Genomic DNA, 22,178 nt, shown 5'->3' with positions numbered 1-22,178 from the left:
TGGTAGGCCGGAGGGGCCGAAGTTCGGCCCCTCCGGCGTTCGAGGAGCGGAGCCCCAGGTTCGGGACGGGAAGGGGCGGCAGGGGCGAGAACCCTTCCTCACACCCCCGTACGGTCGAGCACCGACCCGGCCTGCGCCACTCAGCTCTGCTGCCGGCTGCCCTGGAGGGCCTTGTCGGTCATGTCGGTGACCTGGCCGGCCGGCGGGGCTTCGGCGTCGACCTCGGTCCCGAAGTCCGAGAACTCCATCACCGTATTCATCTTCAGCTGTTGCGGCGAGGTGCTGCCCTCCGGCTGGGCGGAGGCTGGGGCCTTGACGGTCATGTCGATCTGCTGGCGGCGCAGCCGCCCTTCGTCGTCGAGCCAGACCTGCATCGGCAGCGTCGGGCCGAGCTGCTTGCTCATCTGGTCGCCGCCCGGCAGCTTGGAGACGTCCACGGAGACCTTGTAGTGCGTGGTGTTGACTCCGCCGACCTTCTCGGTGCCAACCTTGGTGACGTCCTTGTCCGCGATCGCCTTGGCGTAGGCGGCGGTCTGGGCCGGGTCGCCGATCTGCTGGTTGCCCAGGCCCTGCTGCGCGGCGACCTTCTCCAGGTCGATCTTGATCCAGGGCTTGCCGCCCGGAGTCTTCTGGCCAGGAACCTTCTGGTAGAGGACCTGGTCGACCACGCGTTGCTCGATCGTCTCGTCCTGCGCGGTGACGGTCATGACGCTGTCGCCCTCGGCCAGGCCGAGGACGCCCTTGCCCTCGGACGTGATCGTCTGGCCCTCCGCGGCGAGATTCATCCTGATCGTCATCCGCGCCGACTCGGCTTCGGCCGTCTTGTCGTAGGCGGCCCGCACCTCCGTCGTGCCCTGCTCCTGGGCGTCGGCGCTTCCGCTCGCGCTCGGCGGCGTGCCGTCCCCCTCGGTCTTCGAACCGCTGCCCTCACCACAACCCGACAGGACAACGCTCCCCATCACGGCGGCGACCACGATCGCGTCGGCCTTCGTCCCCTTGTGACGCATGCGAATCCCCATCTCCTCAACGAGTGCCGGCCGCCGTCACATCACGTCGGCCTGCTGGGCCGAATGCCCCGGATGGAAACCAACACGCCTATTTGCGGCGCGAGTTGCGGATGAGTGGCGACTTCGGTCGAGTCAGGAGGTGGAGCAGGGGAAGGCGGCACCGAGCCCGGTGAATGCCGAAGGGCGTGTCGGGCGCTGTGCTGCCCGACACGCCCTTCGGCGTAGTCTCGCTGTCCTCGCCTTCCTCCAGCAGCGGGGAGGCGAAGACGGCCGCGAAGAACACCGTCCCGCGGACTCACTGGTGATTCCTCCTGCGCGACGCGAGAGCGACCGTCGGAACCACAACCGCGCCGATGACGGTGGGGAGAAGCCAGGTGGGGAGAAAATCGCCGTCCTTGTAAGCGACGGTGCGCAGGGCATCGGCCGAGTGCGTGCTTTCTCCCGGAGATGCTCACCATGGGCCGCGGCGCCGGTCAGAACGGCATGCGACCACGGGCTCGCCGGCCGGCCGACCCACTGCGGCCGACAGCCTTGGAACTGCTGCGAAACGGCTTGCTGAGCGCTCGGCCGAGGAATCCGGGGGCCTTCCCACCGGCTCGTGACCCGACGCCGAGTGTGCGCTGAGTGCCGCGTTGCGGATGGTGGGACAGGCGCGGCACGAGGAAAGCCAGAAGGGCGAGGACGACGCACACTGCGACAATCCCGACGATCATCATGATGGGACTCCTGAACGTGAGGGGTGTCTGTCGGTTGCCCCGAGAACACGGGGCCATGCGCGCGATACCGCGCGGCGCGAGGCCGGGCCTCACCAGGTGCGAGACGCACCGCTGAGGTGGAGGGAAAGCGGTCCGTCGAGGTCAATTCCGGTTGACGTGGTCGCCTTCGGCGTGGAGGCAGGAGCTCTTCTCCTGGTCAGAAGGGGTGGGGCTGGTGAAGCGACCGGTCGGCGAAGGCACTCGCGCAGGGTCCGGTCCGGAGTGATGCGGCTGCCACCGGGCTTCCTGGCTCGGATCCCGCATGCGGGTCCGGCATCTCGCCGCTGTCCGGGTACTTCTTCATGGCCATTGCCTTTCCTTGTGTGAGCGTGTCCTCCGTCGCTCCCGCGGTCACCTTGCCGACGGTGTCAGCGGCGACACCACAGCCGGCTATGGCGAGAGGGACGAGGCAGGGCGTTCCCGCGGCCGTCGCCATGGTTGAAGTACTCGCGGTGCAGGCGGCTCCGGGGGCAGCGACCGCGGGGAGCGGGAAGGGGCGGCAGGGGCGAGAACCCTTCGGCTCACACCCCCGTACGGTCGAGCCCTCGCAGGACCTCGCGTTCCCCCGGCGTCAGCGGGGGCTCGGTCGACGGGGGGAGCGGAGAACCGGTGAGAGCCGCCAGCACCGCGTCGGGGCGGAACATACGGGTCGGCGGTGTGCGCAGACTGGTGACGTCCCAGACCGCCGAGGCCGCCGTGTAGGAGCCCGTCGCCGCCTTCATCATGCGGCGTGTGTACGCCGTCACCATCCGGTCGCCGACACCCGGCGGCGTCCCGCCCCGCACCCCCGGGTACAGCAGGTCCTGCCCGACCGCCATCGACCACGCCGCGTCCGCCGTCCGCGCGGCCCCCCGCACCACCCGCCGCCCCAGCCCGGGCGCACCGATCCCCCCGCCCCGCCCCAGCTCCCGCCCGAGCACCCGTGCCCCGAACGCGGCCACCGACATCCCGTGCCCGTACGCCGGATTGAACGTGGCCAGGGCGTCCCCGAGGACCACGAACCCCTCCGGCCACCGCGGCATCCGCTCCAGGTACCGCCGCACATTGCTCGTCGACCGGCTCAGGTGCACGTCCGTGAGCGGCTGCGCGCCGGAGATCAGCCGCCCCACGATCGGATCCGGCAGGTCGAGCGTGTACCGCAGGAACCCCTCCGGATCCGCCGGCGGCTCACCGCCCCGCGAGCCGCCGCAGCTCACCAGCCAGCGGCCCCCCTCGATCGGCATCACCATCGCGCTCCGCGCCGGCCGGGACACATACGGGTCGGCCTGCACGATCGTCAGCGGGAACCGCTCCGCGCCGTCCGGCACCCGGTAGACGCGCGACGCGTTGACCAGCCCGGAGTCCACCGTCCGTTCCTCCACGCCGGTCAGCCCGAGCCCCTCCAGCCAGCCGGTGACCCGCGTTCCGCGCCCGCTCGCGTCGACGACCAGGTCCGCCTCCAGGTCCGTGTCCCCGCCGGGCGCCGCGATCCGCACCCCGCGCACCCGCCCCGCGGAGCCCGTGAGACCCACCACCGCGGCCTTGCGGATCTCCACCGGTACCAGTTCCCGTACCGTCGTGCGCACCACCCAGTCCACCAGCGCCCGGCTGCACGTCACCATCACCGGCCCCTCGCGGCGCCACCGCCGCAGCCAGCCCTCGGAGGTCAGCGCGAGCATGCCCGAGTTGAGCGGGATCTCGTGCGCCCCGGCGGCGAGCAGCCGCCCCCGCAGCCCCGCGCCCGGCAGCAGCTCCTCCATGGCGTCCATACCGCCCGCCATCAGCAGATGCGCGTGCCGCCCCTGCGGCAGCCCCTTGCGGTGCTCCGGGCCGTCCGGCAGTTCGTCGCGGTCCAGGACGATCACCTCGTCCGCTCCCGCACGGGACAGCACCGCCGCGGCCAGCATGCCGGCCAGTCCGGCACCGATGACGACAGCTCTACGCGACATGGGGCTCCTCGGGTTCGGTCACGGTTTTGGTCAGGGGAGGCGGCACCGCCCTCCCGCCGCGCCCGGCGGGAGGGCGGTGCAGCGCCTGCGCCAGCTCCACCAGCCCGTCGGTGCCGGAGACCTCGGTGGCGTGCAGCCGGTACGTACCGGCGGTCTCGGGGGGTTCCTCACGGGCGGCGGCCCGGCGCACCGCGTCGGCGAGCATGGCCGCCTCCGCCGCCAGCCGCGCCTCGTGGGGGGAGCGGCCCGCGCGCAGGGCGGTGTCCCGGACCCGCTCGCGGACCCGGTGGTCGAAGTACGGCGCCAGCGCGAGCAGCGCGTCGTGGATCGACACCTCACGCCACTGCAGCCGCGCCTGCGGCAGCTGCCACCAGGCGGCCTGCGGCTTGGGCGCGGTCGACACCGATCCCACCAGCGACCACAGCGGGCCCAGCCGCCGGTAGTCGCCGAACCCCCGCCACTGCGCGCGGACGGACGGCAGCAGCCGCGGCAGCACGAACCCGGCCGACCACAGCAGCGCGGCCAGCGAGGCCATCGGCGGGGCGACCGTGGTGGACAGGAAGTCCAGGTCGTGGCCCGACCAACGGGCCACCACCGCGGTGTACTTGGCGAGCTGGAACCCCACCACGTCCAGCAGCGCCCCCACCAGGATCAGCCGCAGCCCGGTCCGCAGCAGCCCGCCGACCTCGCGCCCCCACTTGACGCAGACGACGCACATCACCAGCATCGCCGCGCTGTGCCCGACCAGGTACAGCAGGATCATCTCCCGCATGAACGGGGTGGTGGCGTAGTACGTGTCGAGGTCCGTCAGCCGCTCGGTGTCCGCCTCGGCGAGCGTGAACAGGACGACGATGGCGACCACCAGCAGACCGTAGGCGGCCACGCTGCGCAGCACCATGCGCCGCACCCGTTCCCGCGACCCGCCCCGCCAGTTGATCAGCAGCACCAGCACCGAGCAGCTGTACGCGGAGAGCATCCCGTAGGTCAGCGGGGCCCCGAAGTTGGGGATGCCGGTGAGGGAGTTGACGGCGGCCAGGGTGGCCGGGGCGGCGCACACGAAGACCAGGGCGCCCAGGACGATCGCGACGCAGGTGGACAGGGCGAGCGGGTTGCGCGGGGCCGCCGTGCGCGGGCGGCGGAAGAGCAGCATGGACGTCATCCCGAACACGAGGGCCGCCAGGTAGACGACGAGGCTCATACCGGCCGGCTCCTCTCGTCCGGGGCCCGGTTCACGCGGTCCCCGCCGTGGTCGTACCGCTCGGCACCGGGGGCGCCGGCAGCGGAGCCGCACCGGCCAGCGCGTCGGCGATCCGGCCCAGGGCGGCCGGGTCCGGCACCCGGTCCAGGAGCCGGGTGCCGCCGTCGCGCGGCGGGACCCGGCGTCCCGGTTCCGCCTCGTCGCGCACCGCGGCGGTGATCACGGCCGCCCACGCGGCGGCCTCCGCGCGCTCCGCCTCCCCCGTCGCCGCCAGCACACCGGCGCGGGTCCGGTCGTACAGCTCCCGGTCGAAGTAGGCGTCCAGGTGGCTCAGCGCGTTGTGGACGCTGGTCTGCCGCCACACCAGCCGCGTCGTGGGGGAGGCGAGCCTGGGCCGGGGCAGCCGCAGCGTCCGGCGGGTGAGGAGGTCGTCCAGCGCCCGCTCCAGCGGTTCCAGCCGGGCGTACGTCCGTCGTGCCCGCCGCCACTCGGTGACGCGGGGCGCCGCCAGCGGCACCAGTACCCCGACGACCGTCAGCAGGGCGCCGAGCCCGGCGGCGACCGGGGAGACGGTGGTGCCGAGCGCCGACCAGTCCCGCCCGGACCAGTGGGCGCCCACCGCGACCAGCTTGGCCACGCTGTACCCGGCCCCGCACAGCGAACCGATGCCGAGCAGCGTCAGCCCCGCCCGCAGCCCGCCTCGCACCCGGCGCGCCCAGCGCAGCGCCGACACGGCGGTGACGGTCACCGCGGCGAGGTGCGCGACCAGGTACAGCACGATCATCTGGGCGATGAACGGCGTCGTCGCGTAGTAGGTGTCCAGGTCGGTGCGGCGCTCCACGGGCGCCTCGCCGAGCGCGAACGTCACCGCGATGCCGAGGACGACCACGGCGTAGGCGAACAGCCAGCGGCGGGCGGTGCGGCGCACCCGGGGCCCGCCGCGCCAGTGCACGACGAGGAGCTGGGACGCGGCGCAGTACCCGGTGATCGCCACATAGGTGACGGGTGCCGCGAGGTTCGGCACGTCGCCGATCCGGTTGACGGCGCCGACCGTCGGCGGCGCCCCCAGGAAGAAGCACAGCCCCGCCAGCCCCAGCACCGCGCAGATCGTCCGCAGATACGGATCGTGCCGGTGCCGCAGCAGATCGGGGGCCTTCACCAGCAGGCCGAGCCACAGCACTCCGCAGCTGACGTAGTTGATCAGGCCGCTCATCTCTTCGTCCCACGGTAGTTGAGCGCGGCCCCGATGCGTCCGGCGAGGTCCCGCGGGTTCTCCGGGTCGCCGCCCTCCGCGGCGTACACCGAGTCGGTGGAGGCCTCCAGCCAGGTGCGCAGCCGGCGGCCCATCAACATGCCGAAGCGGTCCGCCTCCTGCTCCTCCGCCAGGCTGAAGTCGGTGCGCGCGGCGGCCGGTCCGGGCCGTCCGCCGGCGTCCATCGGCCGGCGGTTCATGTGCCACACCTCGTGGCAGAGGATCACGATCTGGTGCCACACGGCGGCCCGCTCGTCGACCACCACGTCGTCGTGGCCCTCGCGCTCCAGCCACAGCCCGCTCGCCGTGTGCGGGGGGAACGCCGCCCGGTGGACGACCACGTCCCGTCCCCGCCAGGCGCTGACGGAGGCGACCAGCGCCTCGAACAGGACCTCGGGGTCGGCCGGGACGGCCACCCGGATGGGGTCGATGAGGGCGTCAGCGAGACGACGCATCTCCTTCCTGGTACGCACCGCTGTCTCCCTGTTCCCCTGGGTGTCGCCCGGTCACCTGTGCAATATGCCAAGTCGGGCACCTTCCGGGCCAGTTCCGGAGGTGAAACGGTCATTCGGTGACCGTCACGGTGTCCCCGGGTGCCACGGCGGGCGCGCGGACCCCACGGATCACGCCGGGCCGGCGCAGGGCGCGCGGGACGGCCACGGTCTCACGCGGCAGCCCGGTGGTGTCGAGCGCGTGACCGCGGTACGCACCGGCCCCGACGGCGTCGAGGATCACCACGGCCGCGGCGGGAGCCCGCGCCCGCTCAGGTGGGAGACCCGGGCCCGGGGCGGCCGCGTCCGCGAACCCCATCCCGCCCCCTCGCTCCCACCCGCCGCCGAAACCAAGGCCGTTCGAGCCTACGCGGCCGGACGTGCCCGTGTCATGCGGAGGAACGCCCGCGGAAAGTCCCGCCGCGAGTTCTTGTTCGGGCCATTGACGCACCGGTCCGTCACCCTTACGGTCCGTTCGAAGTTACGGGCGTCATTCGATATCTCGAACGATCCATGAACGGATGGGGCAGGGAATGGGACGACCTGGCCTGAATCGCAGGCAACTCCTCGCCGGAATAGGCGGGTGGACCGTCGCCGGAAGCTTCGGCTTCGCGGCGCTCGGGACCGGGGCCGACGCACTCGCCTCCGGGGCGGACGCCCGCGTGCGCTACTGGAACCTCTTCAGCGGCGGCGACGGGTACAACATGATCGCGATGCTGGACTCCTTCCGCGCGGAGACGCCCGGCATCGAGGTGAAGGACTCCACCCTCCAGTGGGGCAGCCCCTTCTACACCAAGCTCGCCATGGCGGCCGCGGGCAACCGCGCACCCGACCTCGGCGTCATGCACCTGGGCCGCGTCACCGGCTTCTCACCCGGCCGCCTCCTGGACCCCTGGGACGTGGAGCTGCTCGCCAAGTACGGCGTGAAGGAAACCGACTTCAACCCCGAGCTGTGGAAGCGCGCCGTCGTCGACGGCAAGCTCTACGCCCTCCCGCTCGACATCCACGTCCAGCTCTGCTTCTACCGCAAGGACGTGCTGAAGAAGGCGGGCCTGCTCGGCGCCGACGGCCGCATCGTGCCCGTGACCTCGGTCGACGCATGGTTCGACGTGCTCAAGGAGGCCAAGAGGGCCGCCGGGAAGGGTCTGCAGACCCTCGGCATGTGGACCGCCGACCAGAACTTCCAGTGGTGGTTCTTCGTCGCCTTCTACACCCAGCTCGGCGGCACCTGGTTCAACGACGCCAACACCGAGGTCACCTTCGACACCGACAAGGCCACCCGGGTCCTGGAGTTCCTGCGCCGGCACGTCACCGACGGGTACGCGAACCCGGACTTCGCGGGCGGCGCGGGCGCCGAACAGTTCGTCAACGGTGGCCCTTTCGTCTGGGAGGGCAACTGGTCGGTGCCGGTCTTCGACAGCGCGAAGATCGACTACGGTGCGACCCCGCTGCCGCCCGTCTTCGGCAGGCAGGCCACCCACGCCGAGTCGCACGCCTTCGTCCTGCCGCACCAGTCCGACCGCGGCGGCGCCGCCAACGAGGGCGCGCACCGGCTCGCCGCCTACATCGTCCAGCACGCCCGGCAGTGGGCCGCCGGCGGACACATCCCCGCCCACACGCCCACCCTGTCCACGGCCGCGTACCAGAAGCTCGACCCGCAGAGCGAGTACGTGTCGGCGATGGACCACCAGGCCACCGAGCCGAAGGTGTGGTTCGCCGGCTCCACCGGCATCCTCGCCCAGCGCGTCGGCCCCGTCGTCGTCTCCTCGACGATGGGCTCCGCCGAGCCGGACGCCGCCGCCCGCAGCATGAAGAACACGCTCACCCAACTGCTCGCCTCGAAGAACCCCATGGACGGCCACACCGCCGCGCAGGGAGGTGCGGTCGCATGACGACGACCGGCGCAGAGACCGTCATCGCGCCCACGCGCGTGCGGACCGCCACGGCCAGTGCCACCGTCCGCCGCAAGCAGGGCTTCCAGCACGGCGGCTGGTTCGTCGCCCCGTTCCTCGTGCTGTTCGCGCTCTTCGTGATCTGGCCGCTGCTGCGCGGCCTCTACCTCAGCTTCACCGACGCCAACATCTCCGGCGACAGCGCGAACTTCGTCGGCCTCGACAACTACCGCGAGGCCCTCGACGACCCGCTGGTGTGGGAATCACTCGGCCACAGCGCGTACTTCACGCTCCTCGTCGTGCCCTGCATCACGGTCCTCGCCTTCCTCCTCGCGATGCTCGCCCACCACATCGAACGCGGCAAGTGGCTGTGGCGGCTGTGCTTCTTCGCCCCGTTCCTGCTGCCGTCGACCGTCGCCGCCAACCTGTGGCAGTGGCTGTTCAACCCCGGCACCGGCATGGTCAACCACGTCTTCGGCATCGGGACGCCGTGGCTGAACGACAAGTCGTACGCGATGCTCGCCGTCGTCATCTGCACCCTGTGGTGGACGGTCGGCTTCAGCTTCCTGCTCTACCTCGCGGCCCTCCAGGGCATCCCCGGACACCTCTACGAGGCCGCCGAGCTGGACGGCGCGAACGCCTGGCACCGGATGGTCCACATCACCCTGCCGATGCTGCGCAACATCACCGGCCTCGTCATCGCCCTGCAGATCCTCGCCTCGCTCCAGGTCTTCGACCAGGCCGTCGTGATGATGGACTTCCTGCCCGGTCCGGAGGGATCCACCAGGACGTTCGTGCAGTACACCCTCGAAGAGGGCTTCACCAGCTACCGCGTGGGCTACGCCTCCGCCATCTCCATCATCTTCTTCGTGATCATCGCGGCCGTCGCCCTCGCCCGGATGTGGCTGCTGCGCAACCGTGAGGAGGGCGGCCGATGACCACCGCCGCACAGCAGACACGGGTCGAGCCCCGCCGGAGCTGGACCCCCAGCCAGATCGTCCTCACCCTCCTCGGCACCGCCGTCTCCCTCGTCTTCCTCGCCCCGCTCGCCTGGGCCCTGTTCACCTCATGGAAGTCGGAGACCGAGGCCGTCGAGGTGCCGACGCACTGGCTGCCCAAGGAGTGGACCGGCCAGGCGTGGACGGCCATCCTCGAGACCGGCAACATCACCAACTGGTTCGTGAACTCGCTGGTGGTGTCCGTCTGCGTGACGACGATCGTGCTGGTGGTCAGCGCACTCGCCGGGTACGGCTTCGCCCGTACCGAGTTCCGCGGCAGACACGTCCTGATGGGCGTGGTGATGGCCGGCCTCATGGTCTCCCCGGCCGTGCTCGGCGTCCCCCTGTTCACCACCGTCCAGCAGATGGGCATGGTCGACACCTACTGGGGCATGATCCTGCCGCAGTGCGCACCCGCCGCGATGGTCTACATCCTCTACAAGTTCTTCCAGGGCATCCCGCGCGAACTGGAGGAGGCCGCCTTCATCGACGGCGCCGGCCGCTGGCGCGTCTTCCTCACGATCATCGTGCCGCTGTCCCGCCCCTCCCTCGCGGCCGTCGGCATCTTCACCTTCATCAGTTCCTGGAACAACTTCCTGTGGCCCTACATGGTCACCAACAACCCCGACCTGATGACCATGCCGAACGGCATCGCGACCGTCATGAACTCCTACGGCATCCAGTGGGCCCAGCTCATGGCCGGCGGCCTCATGGCGGGCCTGCCGCTGATCATCGTCTTCGTCTTCTTCCAGCGCCAGATCGTGGCGGGCGTCGCCCACACCGGTCTGGCGGGTCAGTAGTCCCTCCGAGGGGAGCCCGATGTGAAGCGCCTGAGACTCGTCACCCTCCTGGCCGCCGCGGTCGTGGCCCTGCTGCCGGCCACGGCCCGGGCGGACGTGACGTACCCCGACCCCCAGCCGGTCACCGGCCAGCAGATCATCCACGACCCGACCGTGATGCGCCTCAAGTCCGGCGGCTACGTGGCCTATTCCACGGGCGGCGTCATCGGCGCCCGCACCTCCAAGGACCGTGTCCACTGGACGGACGCGGGCAACGCCTTCGCCGAACCCCCCGCCTGGTGGTACGAGTACAACGACACCGGCGACCCCTGGGCCCCCGACCTCTCCCACCGCGCCGGCCGCTACTGGCTGTACTACGCCGTCTCCTCCTGGGGCACCAACCACTCCGCGATCGGTGTGGCCACCTCCCGCACGGGCCTGCCCGGCACCTGGACCGACCACGGCAAGGTCTTCACCTCACAGACCACCGACCACTGGAACGCCATCGACCCGGCCGTCGTCCGGGCGGACGGCCGCCTGTGGATGACGTTCGGCTCGTACTGGACCGGCATCCGCATGGTCGAACTGGACCCGAGGACCGGCAAGGCGATCGAGGACGCCCCGGTCCACCACCTGGCCACCCGCCCCGACGAGCCGTACGCGGTCGAGGGCCCGGAGATCGTCAAGCACGGTCGCCACTACTACCTGTTCGCGTCGTACGACGCGTGCTGCTCGGGCGTGAACAGCACGTACAGGATCAAGGTCGGCCGCTCGACGAAGATCACGGGCCCGTACACCGACAGCACGGGCAAGCCGATGCTGGAGGGCGGCGGCGACCTCCTGCTCGCCGGCCACGGCAGGTACGTGGGCACGGGTGGCCAGTCGGTCTTCAAGGACAAGGGCAGCGACTGGCTGGCCTACCACTACTACGACGCAGAGGACGAAGGTACCCCCAAGCTGGGACTGAACAAGCTGAGCTGGCAAGGAAACGGCTGGCCAACCGTCCGCTAGGGGCGCGGGGAACTGCGCGACCAGCCACCGCGCACCCGCACTCGACAACGCACCGAAAGGAACCCATGCGCACCGCCCGTTTCACCCTGGACCCCGCCTTCACCGTAGGTGAAGTCAACCCCCGCCTCTTCGGCTCGTTCGTGGAACACCTCGGCCGCTGCGTGTACACCGGCATCTTCGAACCCGGCCACCCCACCGCGGACGCGGAAGGCCTCCGCCAGGACGTCCTCGACCTCGTCAGGGAGCTCGGCGTCACCGCCATCCGCTACCCCGGCGGCAACTTCGTCTCCGGCTACAAGTGGGAGGACTCCGTAGGCCCCGTCGAGGACCGCCCCCGCCGCCTCGACCTCGCCTGGCGCTCCACCGAGACCAACCGCTTCGGCCTCTCCGAGTACATCGCCTTCCTGAAGAAGATCGGCCCCCAGGCCGAGCCCATGATGGCCGTCAACCTCGGCACCCGGGGCGTCGCCGAGGCCCTGGAGCTCCAGGAGTACGCCAACCACCCCTCCGGCACCGCCCTGTCGGACCTGCGCGTCGAGCACGGCGACAAGGACCCGTTCGGCATCCGCATGTGGTGCCTCGGCAACGAGATGGACGGCCCCTGGCAGACCGGTCACAAGACCGCCGAGGAGTACGGCCGTATCGCCGCCGAGACCGCCCGCGCCATGCGTCAGATCGACCCCGGCGTCGAGCTCGTCGCCTGCGGCTCCTCCGGCCAGTCCATGGAGACCTTCGCCGAGTGGGAGGCGACGGTCCTCAAGGAGACCTACGACCTGGTCGACTACATCTCCCTGCACGCCTACTACGAGCCGCTCGACGGCGACGTCGACTCCTTCCTCGCCTCCGCCGTCGACATGGAGTCCTTCATCGAGAACGTGGTCGCCACCTGCGACCACGTCGGCGCCCGCCTCAAGTCCAAGAAGAAGATCGACCTCTCCTTCGACGAGTGGAACGTCTGGTACCTGTCCCGGACCGAGGCCCAGGTCAGCGCCCTGGACTGGCCCGAGGCCCCCCGCCTGCTCGAGGACAACTACAGCGTCACCGACGCCGTCGTCTTCGGTTCGCTGCTCATCGCCCTGCTGCGGCACGCGGACCGCGTCACCGTGGCCTGTCTCGCCCAGCTCGTCAACGTGATCGCCCCGATCATGACCGAGCCCGGCGGCCCGGCCTGGCGGCAGACGACGTTCTTCCCGTTCGCCCAGGCCTCGAAGTACGGCCGGGGCGAGGTGCTCGACGTCCGCGTGGACTCACCGACGTACGAGACGAAGAAGTACGGCGAGGCCGACCTGCTGCACGCCACCGCCGTGCGCGCCGAGGACGGCACGGTCACCGTCTTCGCCGTCAACCGCAGCCGCACCGAGTCCCTGCCGCTGGACGTCGCTCTCAACGGCCTCGACCTCACCTCGGTCGTCGAGCACAGCGCCCTCGCGGACGCCGACCCCGACGCCCGCAACACCCTCGCCGAGCCCGAGCGGGTCACCCCGCACCCGGTCGGCGGCACCACCCTGGACGACGGCCGGCTCTCCGCCGTGCTGGAGCCGCTGTCCTGGAACGTGATCCGGCTGGCGTGAGCCGCCCGGTGTGATGTGCCCAGCGGTGGCCACCCCTCCCCGGTGAGTCCACCGCCTCCACCGGAACCCCGCCCCGCGCCGCGCCCAGCAGCGTCAGCCGCACATCGCGCGGGCCCGAGGGTGTGGTCCCGTCGGACAGCACCGCCAGGGCCAGTGTGTTGGTCCCCCGTGTGCGCAGGATCCCGTTCGGCAGGACGAAGGTGTGCTGCGGGCCCACATCGTTGATGTACTGGCCCATGTTCCAGCCGTTGAGGAAGATCTGGACCCGGTAGGCGCGCTCCGGATCGTCGTCGAGCGTGAGCCCGATCGAGGCGTCCACGTCGGTGGGCACGTCCAGCCGGAAGCCCGTCCGGTACCAGGCCACCCCCTGTCGCCGCTCCTCCCGCGGGAACTCCACGGACCGCCACTCCCGGTCGTCGAACCCCGGCAGGTGCCAGCCCTCCCGCTCCCCGTACAGCCCGCCGTTGTTCAGCGGCCCGCGCACCCGGTCCGGTGCCGTGGCGCCCTGGATCCGCCACTCCACACTCCGGGAGCGGCCCTCGAACTCGACGGCCACGAGCCCGCGCGCGGCCTTGTGCGGGTCCTTCGTCCGCTCGTCCCCGTCGTGCTGCATCGGCCGTACGAGCACGGACAGCACGTGCGGGCCCCGCTCGCGCCACTTCTCCGGCACGTCGAAGGAGACCGTCGCCGTCCACGTGCCCCGCTTTGCCGTGTCCTCGTCCGGCACCGGCATGCGGTGCGTGCCCAGCGGGCGGCCGTCCAGCCAGGCCATCAGCAGCCCCTGCGTACCGGTGCTGCAGGAGAGCGACACGGACTCGACGCCGCGCGTGTCCTCGAACCGCCCCCGGTACCAGACGTCGCCGTGGTGGAAGCCGTAATCGTCCGCGAAGAGGACGGGACCGCCCTCGGGCACGGGCGTGGTGCCGTGCGACGAGGTGAGATCGGCGGCCGGCCACGCCGAGTCGTCGAAACCGGCCTCGGACTCCGGGTTCTCCGCCCGCCCGCGCCAGCCCTCCAGCGCGGGCAGCCGCACCTCGGGCGCGCCCGGCATCAGTCCCTCCATCACCAGGCTTCCGGCCCGGCTGACCTGGGTGCGCACCGGACGTCCGTTCCAGGTCACGGCGGTGATCCCGCGCGGTACCCACACCTCCAGGCCGGTCTCGCCGACGACGTCGCCGACGAGGTGGGCGGTGGACCCGCGCAGGGTGACCGAGCGGAGCAGCGCCGGGCCGTAGACCAGCAGCGGGCCGGACGGGGTCTCGTACGGCCACAGGCGCAGCGCCGTCGCGTCGTCGGCGAACAGCAGCACCATGGGCGTCCCGGAGTCCCCGCCCTCGATCAGCACCCGGCTCAGCCCGCCCACGCCCAGCGGCACCACGATGTTCAGCCTGCCCCGGTCGTAGGACCACCCGGGCTCGTCGTCCAGCCGGGAGGTGAGCGGCTCGGTGTCGCATTCCAGTGCGACCTGCGCCGTCTCACCGCTGCGGCCCGTGAACAGGGCGATGTCGTGCCGCCCGACGGTCGTGTTCAGCATGGGCTGCGCGGTGGTGTACGCCAGTTTCCGCCGGCCCAGTTCCAGCCCGGTGGTGAGCAGCTTGGCGTCCCGCGCGCCGACGGTGACCGGTACGTCGATGCCGGAGTCCGGCAGCATCGAGCCGACCGGCTCCCCGGAGTCGTTGCGCAGGACGTACACCTGGGCGCCGGTGTCGGGATTGGCCAGGTGGCGCACCTTCAGCCGGTCGTCCTCGGCCCGTACCTCCTTCGCCGGGTCCAGCCGGGCGAGGTCGGGCACGGTCCGCAGCAGATGGCCGAGCTGCTGGAGCGCGGCCAGCTTCGGCGTCGGCCGGCGGCCCTCGTCGATCGCCGCCCCGTAGTCGTACGAGGTGTAGACGCCGGGCGCGGGCAGCCAGCCCCACGAGGTCCCGCCGAACGCCACGCGGACGTTGTGCACGGTGATGCCGTCGGCGAGGCTCGTGAGGTGGCCGCGCCGCTCGTGGGCCGCGTCGCGCGTCCGCCGCACCTCCGCGTACCCCTTGCCGCCGGAGGTGGCACCGCCCCACGGATCGGCCGCCCCGCCGGCCGCCCCGGCCAGGACCCCGGGCGTCCGCCGGCCGGTCCCGCGGACCCCGAAACGCCCGTCCGCGTGGAACAACGGTACGTCGATGCGGTCGGCGCGCGCCCTGTCGTACAGGTGGGTCAGGTAGGCCCGCCCGGCCGGATCGTCGGCGGAGACCTCGAACCCGTCCTCGAACTGGTACAGCAGCACGGTGCCGCCGCCCGCGGTGAACAGATGCCGGACAGCGATGCGGTTGACGGCGCTCAGCCACTCGTCGACGTGCCGCAGGTACTCCGGGTCGGCGGTGCGGGCGCGGCCCTCAGTGGCCGTCAGCCACCCCGGGAAGCCGCCGGCGTCGAGATCGGCGGATCCGAGGTACGGACCGGGACGCAGGATGACGTACAGCCGCTCCTCGGCGGCCGTGCTCAGGAAGCGGTCCAGATCCCGCACTCCGGTGAAGTCGTACTCTCCGGGCGCGGGGGAGTGGTGGTTCCACGGCACGGGGACGCTGACCGCGTTGCACCCGTGGGCGCGCAGCTTCTGCAGCACGTCCCGCCACAGGGACGGGCTGGGCAGCCGGAAGGGGTGCATCTCGCCGGACCACAGCACCAGGCGCCGGCCGTCGACCAGCAGCGAGTACCGGTCGTGGCCGATCCGGTGCCGCCTGCCGTCCGCGCTCGGGGGAGGGGGCGGCGGGCCCGTCGGCACGCCGCGAGGCTCGTGCGCGCCGGTCGCCGCCCCGCCGCTGCCGGCCAGCGCGAGACCGAGCGCCGCCGTACCGGCCAGGGCGGTGAAGGTACGCCTGCTGAGCTCCAAGGGAGCGCCTCCTGTAGTGCTGCCACACGGGGTGCCGGTGGGCCATTGTCCACGAACCGGTACCCGTGTGTTCACAGAGGGTTCCGTTACGTCTGCTTCCTCCCGTTTCGGTAGGGCAGAAGTGAATGGCCGGAGTTCGCACTGTCCGCCGGTCACGGGGCTCCGTACGATGCGAGCGCTCCCGGTCTTCACCGCGCCTCCATGCCTCCTCCACGGAGCCGGGAGCACGTGTGCGTGTGTTATTGGCATGTACATGACGCTTCAACGATCCGTGACGGTGAGGCGACACCGCAAGGCGAGACATCACCCCCCACCGAAGGATGGAGAACCATGGCTGGTGGACTGCTCCTGGGCGCGGCGGCGGCCGCGCTCCTCACCGCCGCGTTACCCGCGCACGACCCGTCGACCGGGTTCGAGGACCCGCCGCCGGACAAGATCGTCATCAAGGTCGCCACGGTGAACGGTTCGGGATGCCCCGCGGGTACGGCGGCCGTCGCCGTCTCGGCCGACAACACCGCGTTCACCGTGACGTACAGCGACTACCTCGCCCAGGCCGGCGGGGACTCCGACTCCACGGCCTTCCGCAAGAACTGCCAGCTCAGCCTGCTGGTGCACGTCCCCCAGGGCTTCACCTACGCCATCGCCAGCGCCGACTACCGGGGCTTCGCCTCGCTCCAGCCCGGCGCGAAGGGCACGCAGCGGGCGTCGTACTACTTCCAGGGCTCCCCGAACACGGAGTACCGCAGCCACCCCTTCGCGGGCCCCTACGACGACAACTGGCAGGCCACGGACGAGACCGACTGGGCCCAGCTGGTCTACGCGCCCTGCGGGGTCCAGCGCAACTTCAACATCAACACGGAGCTGCGGGTGAGCGCGGGCACCACGGCGCCCGACGACGTCAGCTTCATGACGATGGACTCCACGGACGGAGACATCAGCACGGTCTACCACCTCGCGTGGAAGGAGTGCCCGGAGAAGTCGTGACCCGGTGACCCGGCACCCGGTGACCCGGCACCCGGTGACCCGGCACCCGGTGACCCGACCGGTGCGGCCCGTACGGCCCGGATGGGCGTGCGGGCCGCACCTTGGTGTCATCGCCGGCTGAAAGGTCGCCGTCGGGGCCACTCGCTTCTTCGCCGGTGTCGTGCTTCCGCGAGCCGAGTCAAGGGCGCTGCGTTCCGCTGCGCTCCACTTCGCGTCGCCTTCGGCGATGGCCCTGCGGGCCCCCCTTGACTCGGCTCGCTCCAGCACGGGGGAGAAGCGAGCGAGCGGCCCGGAAGAGAAGCGGGGCCCGGGCATGCGTGCGGCCGACCGTCGGCCGGGAGGGACCCGGCGTTCACGGACGCGCTCGCGCCTCGCCCGCACGCCGGGCCGGCTCAGCGGCCAACGGTGGGTGGGTGGGTGGCGGGAGTGTGGGCGCACTCGAGTGGTGGCGGGATGCCGCGCCGGGCTTAGCGGCCGGTGCCCAGCAGTCGCGGGAGAGTCCGGCCGGGTGGGAAGACCTTCCCTGTCCCGGCTCTGTGGGGCCAGGGGCGGGGATGTCTTGCTGAAAGGTGTGAGCAATCAGCGGGCATCTGCCATTAGAACGCTCAGATGAGCAGAGAAAAGGCAGTGGCGGTCAAAGTGCTCACGCTTCTGCGATGGAGTGTCATGCTCGGGGGTGAGTACTCGTCCTGGCGTCGTACGCGTGCAAGGCCGCATCCGTCCCACCTGCGCGGTCACGGGACAACGGCTGCTCAATCGGTGCACCGGCCCGCCGGCAGCTCGCCGCCGAGCCCGCCCGGCGTGCCCCCGCCAGGCCAGTGCGACCCCCGCCCCCACCTGACGGGTGACGGGAAGCCGCTGTGCCGGCCCGGTGGGAGGTGGTGGACGGAAGGCCGCCCGCCAAGACCGTCCGCGCCGAGGTCGACCTGACCCGTGGGGGCGCGGGGTTCAGAACCCGCTGACAGGGACCTATCAGCCGGCTCCCGGCTCCGTGCCGCAGGCTCACGCCCGTGCACGGACACAGAGCAAGCACCCCCAGGCCGAACGTACCCGCCGCTGGTTCGTGAACCGGTCGCTGTTGCTCGGCGGAGCCGCCGCCGTGGCGACCACGACCGGATGCTCCTCGGGTTCGTCCGGTTCCGCCTCCGCCGCGTCGGACGGTGCCACCGGTGGCATGCCCTCCGGCGGCCCCGGCGGCCCCGGCGGCCCCGGTGGTCCCGGTGGTCCCGGCGGGATGGGCGGCCCCGGCGGTCCCGGTGGTCCCGGCGGTCCCGGCGGGATGGGCGGGACGACCACTGAGCCCGGCCGGGGCACCGGTCCGGGCGGCGGGCCGTGCCGGTGATCACTCCCCGCCGTCGTGACCGCGCAGGTGGAGCGAGCGCAGGGCCACCTCGAGGGCGAAGCGGTGGTCGGGGTCGGTGAGCCGGTCGCCCAGGCGGGCGTCCAGGTTCCGCAGGCGGTAGCGGACGGTCTGGGCGTGCACGCCCAGCATCTCGCCGACCTGTTCGGCGGGCGCCCGGGTGGAGACGTGGACCCGGAGCGTCTCGACGAGCCGATGGCGGCGGCCGGCGGGCAGCCCGTCGAGCGGGGCCAGTTCGCGGGCCGCGAGCTGGTCGACGAGGGCCGGGTCGGACAGCAGCCACAGCGTGATCAGGTGGTCCTCGCAGCGGACCAGCGGGGCGTCGGGCACCGCACCGTCGTCGACGAGCTGGAGCACACGGCGGGCCCAGCGCACGGAGTGGGCGGCCTGTGCGAGCGGTACGGTCAGGCCCACCGCGGCACGGGTGCCGGACAGAGCCGTGCCGAGCATCGTGAGGCGTTGCGGTGTGAGGTCCCCGGGGACGAGCAGGTGCGGCTGCGGGATGTCGAGATCGGCGAGGACGTCGCCGTCGAGAGCCGCCTGGATGTGGTCCGGCGCCGGGGGGCGGAGGGCGACGAGGGTGCAGGTGCGGGGCAGTTCCCAGGCGGCGGCCTCGCACAGCTCGGAGGCGGTCGCCTGGGGCAGCGGTGACGAGGCCAGGATCAGGTGGAGCAACTGTCTTCGTAACGCGGACACTTCGGAGCCGGTCCGCTCGCGCACCTCCGCGTACCCCTCGCGGGTGACCGCCTCCAGTTCCTCGACGTACGCGAAGAGGGCGTCGGCGAAGGCGAGGATCAGGGTGGGGGAGAGGTTGTGCTGCCGTCCCACCGATTTGGCCCGGCGCAGCGCGATGCGGGCGCCGAGCCGGTAGGCACCCTGCAGGGTGTCCAGGTCGCGGCCCTCGTAGGCCTCCACCCGGCCGAACCTGCGCAGCAGTTCGTCCCGCAGGTCCGAGCTCCTGCCCGGGTCGGCCACCTGGTCCACGAAGGCGACCAGCGCCTGTTCCACGCCCTGGCGGATCGCGTCCCCGTCCGGGCCGTTGAGCAGCCGGCCGTACACCGGGTAGGCGCGGGTGACCTCGGCCCGTATCTCGTTCAGCAGCCCTGGCAGTTCCGGCCGTATGAAGGCCGCGAACTGCCTGGGTAAGGGCTCGAGCGGTTCACCGACCTCCGGGGGCCGTGTGATCGAGGGCATGAGCGACCCCTTGCTCTCCGACGTGTCCGGCGGGGTGGCCGGGCGGGTGGCGTCCGACCGGGTGGCGGACGGCGCCCGGACCGGTCCACCAGGTCACGCCGGTCCGAGGAACTGAAACTAAATCAACTTCCTTTCTCTGTACACCGTTTGAGCAGAAGTGCTTCACAGGCGCACGGTCCGGCCGCCACGGCGGCCGGACCGCCGCTGTGGAGCCGTCACCTGACGGCGGAGTGCCAGTTCTCCGCGAGCACCCTGCCTGCCTCGGGGGCGGCGGTGCCGGGCGCGTTGAGGCCGGTGAGGTGGGTCCGGGTGTCGTTGAGGGTGAGGCTGTTGTTCCCGGCGGCGGAGGGCAGCCCGGACTTCGCGTTGACCGCGGCGTTGATCAGGCCGATGTTCAGGCCGCAGCCGGTGGCGGCGGGAACCGCGAAGGCGCTGTCGTTCTGGGTGGCGCCGGTGAGGTTGATCCGGCTCATCTCGCCGGATTCGTCGGCGGTGCCGTCGCCCTGGAAGAAGCTCATCCCGAACTCGGGGTAGTTGCGGTTCTCCGGGCGCAGGAGGACGGGGTTGGCGGCCGTTCCGATGTAGCACTTGCCGCCCAGGAGCGGGTTCTCCAGGTGGATGCGGACCGGCAGGGCGACGATGGGCATGTCGGTGAGGACGCCCGCGGTCTGGTCGAAGGCGTAGGGCGCGCCGACGGACTCCATGGTGGCGGTGATCCTGTTGAGGGAGGAGCCCTCGAGCGTCTCGCAGATGGACGTGATCACCGGGATGTTGCTCGGACACATCAGGCCGAGCAGGCCCCCGGGCACGGTGGCGGAGTCGGCGACGAGCGCGCCGGAGGGCGGGGCGACGACGGTGCTGGTGCCGTCCGCGTTCTGGACGACGCCGAGCTGGAGGTTGGTCTTCCCGGTGGTCACGGTGGTCTTGCCCAGCTTGATGGAGCCGCTGGCGGAGGTGGAGACCACGCACTGCGGGGTCCTGTCGAAGCCGTCGGCGGCCAGCATCGCCGGCGCGTCCACGGGGCAGCGGGTGAAGGGGGCCCACTCGCCGTTCAGCGTGGGGTCGGCGGCGGTCGCGGTGCCCAGGGAGGCGAGGGCGCCGAGCGCGGTCAGGGCGGAGACGGTCGCGATTCTGGTGCGGTGGGAGAGCTGGGACACGGTGGTGGCCTTCCGTCGTGATGGGAGGGGAAACGGGGGGGGGGAGGGAGCGGCTCAGCGCTCCGGGACGGGGATCACGTGGGGCTGCAGGTCGCTGGTGCACTGGGCGGCGGCGTTCTCGTCCCCGAACACGGGAGCGCTCGGCGTGCACGTCTGCCCCTGTATCTGCTTGAGGTAGTTGCCGGGGCCGGAGACGGAGGCGGTGAGCAGGCGGTCGAGGTTCTCGCCGCCGCTGCTGCCGCAGCCGGTGAAGGCGGGGATGGTCGCCTCGCCGGTCAGCGGACCGCCCGAGAGGAGCATGTAGCCGGTGGCGTCCTCGGCGTACTTCTGCTCCCCCTTCCCGTACATGACCAGGTGGTCGCCGGGGTGGTTCGCGGGGTCCGGCTCGGGGGAGCGGAGCGGCTTCTCCGTCCGGCAGCCGGACCCGACGTCCAGGGAGGTGCCGTTGACCTCGAGGCCGGTCACCCGGAGCCGCAACGGGACCCGGACGAAGGTCTCCGCCATGATGTCCAGCCCCACGTAGGTGCTGTCGAAGCGGATGGTCATCGGACCGGTCTGTTCCAGCACCATGGTGGCCGTCGTCGGGACGAACCCGAAGCTGAGGAAGGTGCTCCGGAAGGGGGGCGTCCGCATGCGTCCCTCGTGGTGCAGCTCGCCCTCGGCCTTGATCGTCACGACGAAGTTGCCGTGCTCGTCCGGTTCGGCGAGCATCTCCTTCGTCTCGAGCAGCACGCAGGACACCGGCAGCAGTGAAGCGCCCTGCTGCTTCTTCACGTTGCTGTAGCCGGTGATGTACGCGTTCATCGACAGGGGCTCGAACGGGTTCTCCTCGCCGTAGGCGCAGTGCGGCGCGTCGCGGCCCGCCGTCGGGCCGGGCGGGTTCGCCGCCACCTCCGGCGCCCGGTCCCCCTGTCTGTCCCGCGGTGTTCCGGAGGACGGGGCCGGTGTCCCGGGGGAGGCTTCGGACGCGGACGGCGAGCCGCTCGGCTCCGCCGCGTCCGCACCGACCGGCACGGTGACCAGCAGCCCGTCCTCCGGCGCGTTCCCGGCGGGGGAGCACGCGACGGTCAGCGACCCGGGACCGGCGGCGGTCCCGTCCGCCGCGTCGAGCGCCAGGTCGACGGCGAGGTTCCCGGCGGAGAACCGCAGGTCGTCCTCGCCCCGTCCGGTCACCGTCGGGACGTCGCCCGTCGCGGTCAGCGTCAGCGGTCCGGATGCGGGAAGGGCGACCGGCTGCGCGGTGCCGTGCCAGGTCGCCTCGGCCGTGGTCTCGTCCTGGGCGACGCCGACGGTGAGACGGGTGGCGGCCCGCGCGGTGGCCGCCTCGAGCGCGGTGAGGTCCGCGACCGCCTCGGCCGGGAGCTCCACGACGGTGGTGACATCGGTGGGCGAGATCGCCTCGCCCCGCTCCACCCGGTCCGGGAACTCCGCCGAGATCCGCACCGTCGCCGTCCGCTCCCCCGAGGGGAGGTCGCACACGTAGGGCAGTTCGGCGTCGACCTCCTGGGTGCCCGCGGCGGAGGCCGTGGCCGGTGCCACGGCGGCCAGGACGACGAACGCGGCGATCGCCGCGCCCCTGGTACGGACACGGGACGTCCGCGATGCGGCGGTACGGTTGCCTCTCAATGCTGCTCCGCTCGAGTCGTCCGGAATCGGGGACCGCAGGCCGGTGCCGGTGGGGTCCGGCGAAGACGGCCCGCGAACGCCCGGCCGGGCGGGCCGGCCGGGC

17 protein-coding genes are annotated in these 22,178 nt (G+C 71.8%); 6 read left to right on the top strand and 11 right to left on the bottom strand.

Translation table 11 applies throughout. The features are described 5' to 3' along the window. Positions 1 to 140: 140 nt before the first annotated feature. The 7 genes from ACFXAE_RS34410 to ACFXAE_RS34380 all read right to left on the bottom strand — a co-directional run bounded on the left by ACFXAE_RS34410 (position 141) and on the right by ACFXAE_RS34380 (position 6,950). Positions 141 to 1,007 (bottom strand): hypothetical protein, encoded by an 867-nt coding sequence (locus ACFXAE_RS34410; RefSeq protein ID WP_384723026.1) that lies wholly within the window; start codon positions 1,005 to 1,007, stop codon positions 141 to 143. Positions 1,008 to 1,480: 473 nt separating this feature from the next. Then, on the bottom strand, positions 1,481 to 1,723 hold the full coding sequence (locus ACFXAE_RS34405) for a DUF6411 family protein (RefSeq protein ID WP_361749284.1): 243 nt from the start codon (positions 1,721 to 1,723) through the stop codon (positions 1,481 to 1,483). 560 nt (positions 1,724 to 2,283) lie between these two features. Further along, positions 2,284 to 3,690: an NAD(P)/FAD-dependent oxidoreductase gene (locus ACFXAE_RS34400; RefSeq protein ID WP_384723023.1), complete on the bottom strand. Its 1,407-nt coding sequence runs from the start codon at positions 3,688 to 3,690 to the stop codon at positions 2,284 to 2,286. Next, entirely contained in the window at positions 3,680 to 4,888 is a 1,209-nt protein-coding gene (locus ACFXAE_RS34395; RefSeq protein WP_384723020.1) for an MAB_1171c family putative transporter, read from the bottom strand. The genes ACFXAE_RS34400 and ACFXAE_RS34395 overlap by 11 nt, the downstream gene beginning before the upstream one ends. Before the next feature lie 31 nt (positions 4,889 to 4,919). Further along, positions 4,920 to 6,101 (bottom strand): MAB_1171c family putative transporter, encoded by a 1,182-nt coding sequence (locus tag ACFXAE_RS34390; protein ID WP_384723017.1) that lies wholly within the window; start codon positions 6,099 to 6,101, stop codon positions 4,920 to 4,922. Next, positions 6,098 to 6,595 carry a toxin gene (locus tag ACFXAE_RS34385; protein ID WP_384723013.1) on the bottom strand — a complete coding sequence of 166 codons (498 nt, stop codon included), beginning with the start codon at positions 6,593 to 6,595 and terminating at the stop codon, positions 6,098 to 6,100. The genes ACFXAE_RS34390 and ACFXAE_RS34385 overlap by 4 nt, the downstream gene beginning before the upstream one ends. Positions 6,596 to 6,704: 109 nt before the next feature. Beyond that, positions 6,705 to 6,950 (bottom strand): hypothetical protein, encoded by a 246-nt coding sequence (locus ACFXAE_RS34380; RefSeq protein ID WP_384723010.1) that lies wholly within the window; start codon positions 6,948 to 6,950, stop codon positions 6,705 to 6,707. A 214-nt stretch (positions 6,951 to 7,164) separates the two neighbouring features. Here ACFXAE_RS34380 and ACFXAE_RS34375 point away from each other — a divergent pair, with 214 nt between their 5' ends. The 5 genes from ACFXAE_RS34375 to ACFXAE_RS34355 all read left to right on the top strand — a co-directional run bounded on the left by ACFXAE_RS34375 (position 7,165) and on the right by ACFXAE_RS34355 (position 12,882). Continuing rightward, positions 7,165 to 8,523 carry an extracellular solute-binding protein gene (locus ACFXAE_RS34375; RefSeq protein ID WP_384723007.1) on the top strand — a complete coding sequence of 453 codons (1,359 nt, stop codon included), beginning with the start codon at positions 7,165 to 7,167 and terminating at the stop codon, positions 8,521 to 8,523. Beyond that, positions 8,520 to 9,461, top strand: a complete 942-nt coding sequence (locus ACFXAE_RS34370) for a carbohydrate ABC transporter permease (protein WP_384723004.1) — start codon at positions 8,520 to 8,522, stop codon at positions 9,459 to 9,461. Before ACFXAE_RS34375 ends, ACFXAE_RS34370 begins: the two co-directional genes overlap by 4 nt. Then, the gene (locus ACFXAE_RS34365; protein ID WP_384723001.1) at positions 9,458 to 10,321 is read left to right on the top strand and encodes a carbohydrate ABC transporter permease; all 864 of its coding nucleotides are present in this window, start codon (positions 9,458 to 9,460) and stop codon (positions 10,319 to 10,321) included. The genes ACFXAE_RS34370 and ACFXAE_RS34365 overlap by 4 nt, the downstream gene beginning before the upstream one ends. A gap of 21 nt (positions 10,322 to 10,342) precedes the next feature. Next, complete coding sequence (locus ACFXAE_RS34360; RefSeq protein ID WP_384722998.1) at positions 10,343 to 11,311, top strand: arabinan endo-1,5-alpha-L-arabinosidase; 969 nt, start codon at positions 10,343 to 10,345, stop codon at positions 11,309 to 11,311. Positions 11,312 to 11,376: 65 nt separating this feature from the next. Next, a complete protein-coding gene (locus ACFXAE_RS34355; RefSeq protein WP_384722995.1) occupies positions 11,377 to 12,882 on the top strand; it encodes an alpha-N-arabinofuranosidase in 1,506 nt (501 codons plus the stop codon). On the opposite strand, the gene ACFXAE_RS34350 is transcribed toward ACFXAE_RS34355, so the two are convergent. Next, positions 12,788 to 15,754: a beta-galactosidase gene (locus tag ACFXAE_RS34350; protein ID WP_384722993.1), complete on the bottom strand. Its 2,967-nt coding sequence runs from the start codon at positions 15,752 to 15,754 to the stop codon at positions 12,788 to 12,790. The two genes, ACFXAE_RS34355 and ACFXAE_RS34350, sit on opposite strands and share 95 nt — an antisense overlap. Positions 15,755 to 16,084: 330 nt before the next feature. Here ACFXAE_RS34350 and ACFXAE_RS34345 point away from each other — a divergent pair, with 330 nt between their 5' ends. Then, entirely contained in the window at positions 16,085 to 16,738 is a 654-nt protein-coding gene (locus ACFXAE_RS34345; RefSeq protein ID WP_384722990.1) for a DUF4360 domain-containing protein, read from the top strand. 1,342 nt (positions 16,739 to 18,080) lie between these two features. On the opposite strand, the gene ACFXAE_RS34340 is transcribed toward ACFXAE_RS34345, so the two are convergent. The 3 genes from ACFXAE_RS34340 to ACFXAE_RS34330 all read right to left on the bottom strand — a co-directional run bounded on the left by ACFXAE_RS34340 (position 18,081) and on the right by ACFXAE_RS34330 (position 22,075). Continuing rightward, the gene (locus ACFXAE_RS34340) at positions 18,081 to 19,292 is read right to left on the bottom strand and encodes a helix-turn-helix domain-containing protein (protein ID WP_384722987.1); all 1,212 of its coding nucleotides are present in this window, start codon (positions 19,290 to 19,292) and stop codon (positions 18,081 to 18,083) included. Between the two features lie 215 nt (positions 19,293 to 19,507). Next, entirely contained in the window at positions 19,508 to 20,449 is a 942-nt protein-coding gene (locus ACFXAE_RS34335; protein WP_384722984.1) for a hypothetical protein, read from the bottom strand. A gap of 54 nt (positions 20,450 to 20,503) precedes the next feature. Next, complete coding sequence (locus ACFXAE_RS34330; protein WP_384722982.1) at positions 20,504 to 22,075, bottom strand: DUF6801 domain-containing protein; 1,572 nt, start codon at positions 22,073 to 22,075, stop codon at positions 20,504 to 20,506. Positions 22,076 to 22,178 lie beyond the last annotated feature (103 nt).

The sequence above is a fragment of the Streptomyces sp. NPDC059454 genome, from assembly GCF_042749965.1.
In the GTDB taxonomy this organism is placed as follows: domain Bacteria; phylum Actinomycetota; class Actinomycetes; order Streptomycetales; family Streptomycetaceae; genus Streptomyces.
The sequence above is the reverse complement of the archived record's forward strand: the minus strand, read 5'-3'. Positions and strand labels throughout refer to the sequence as shown.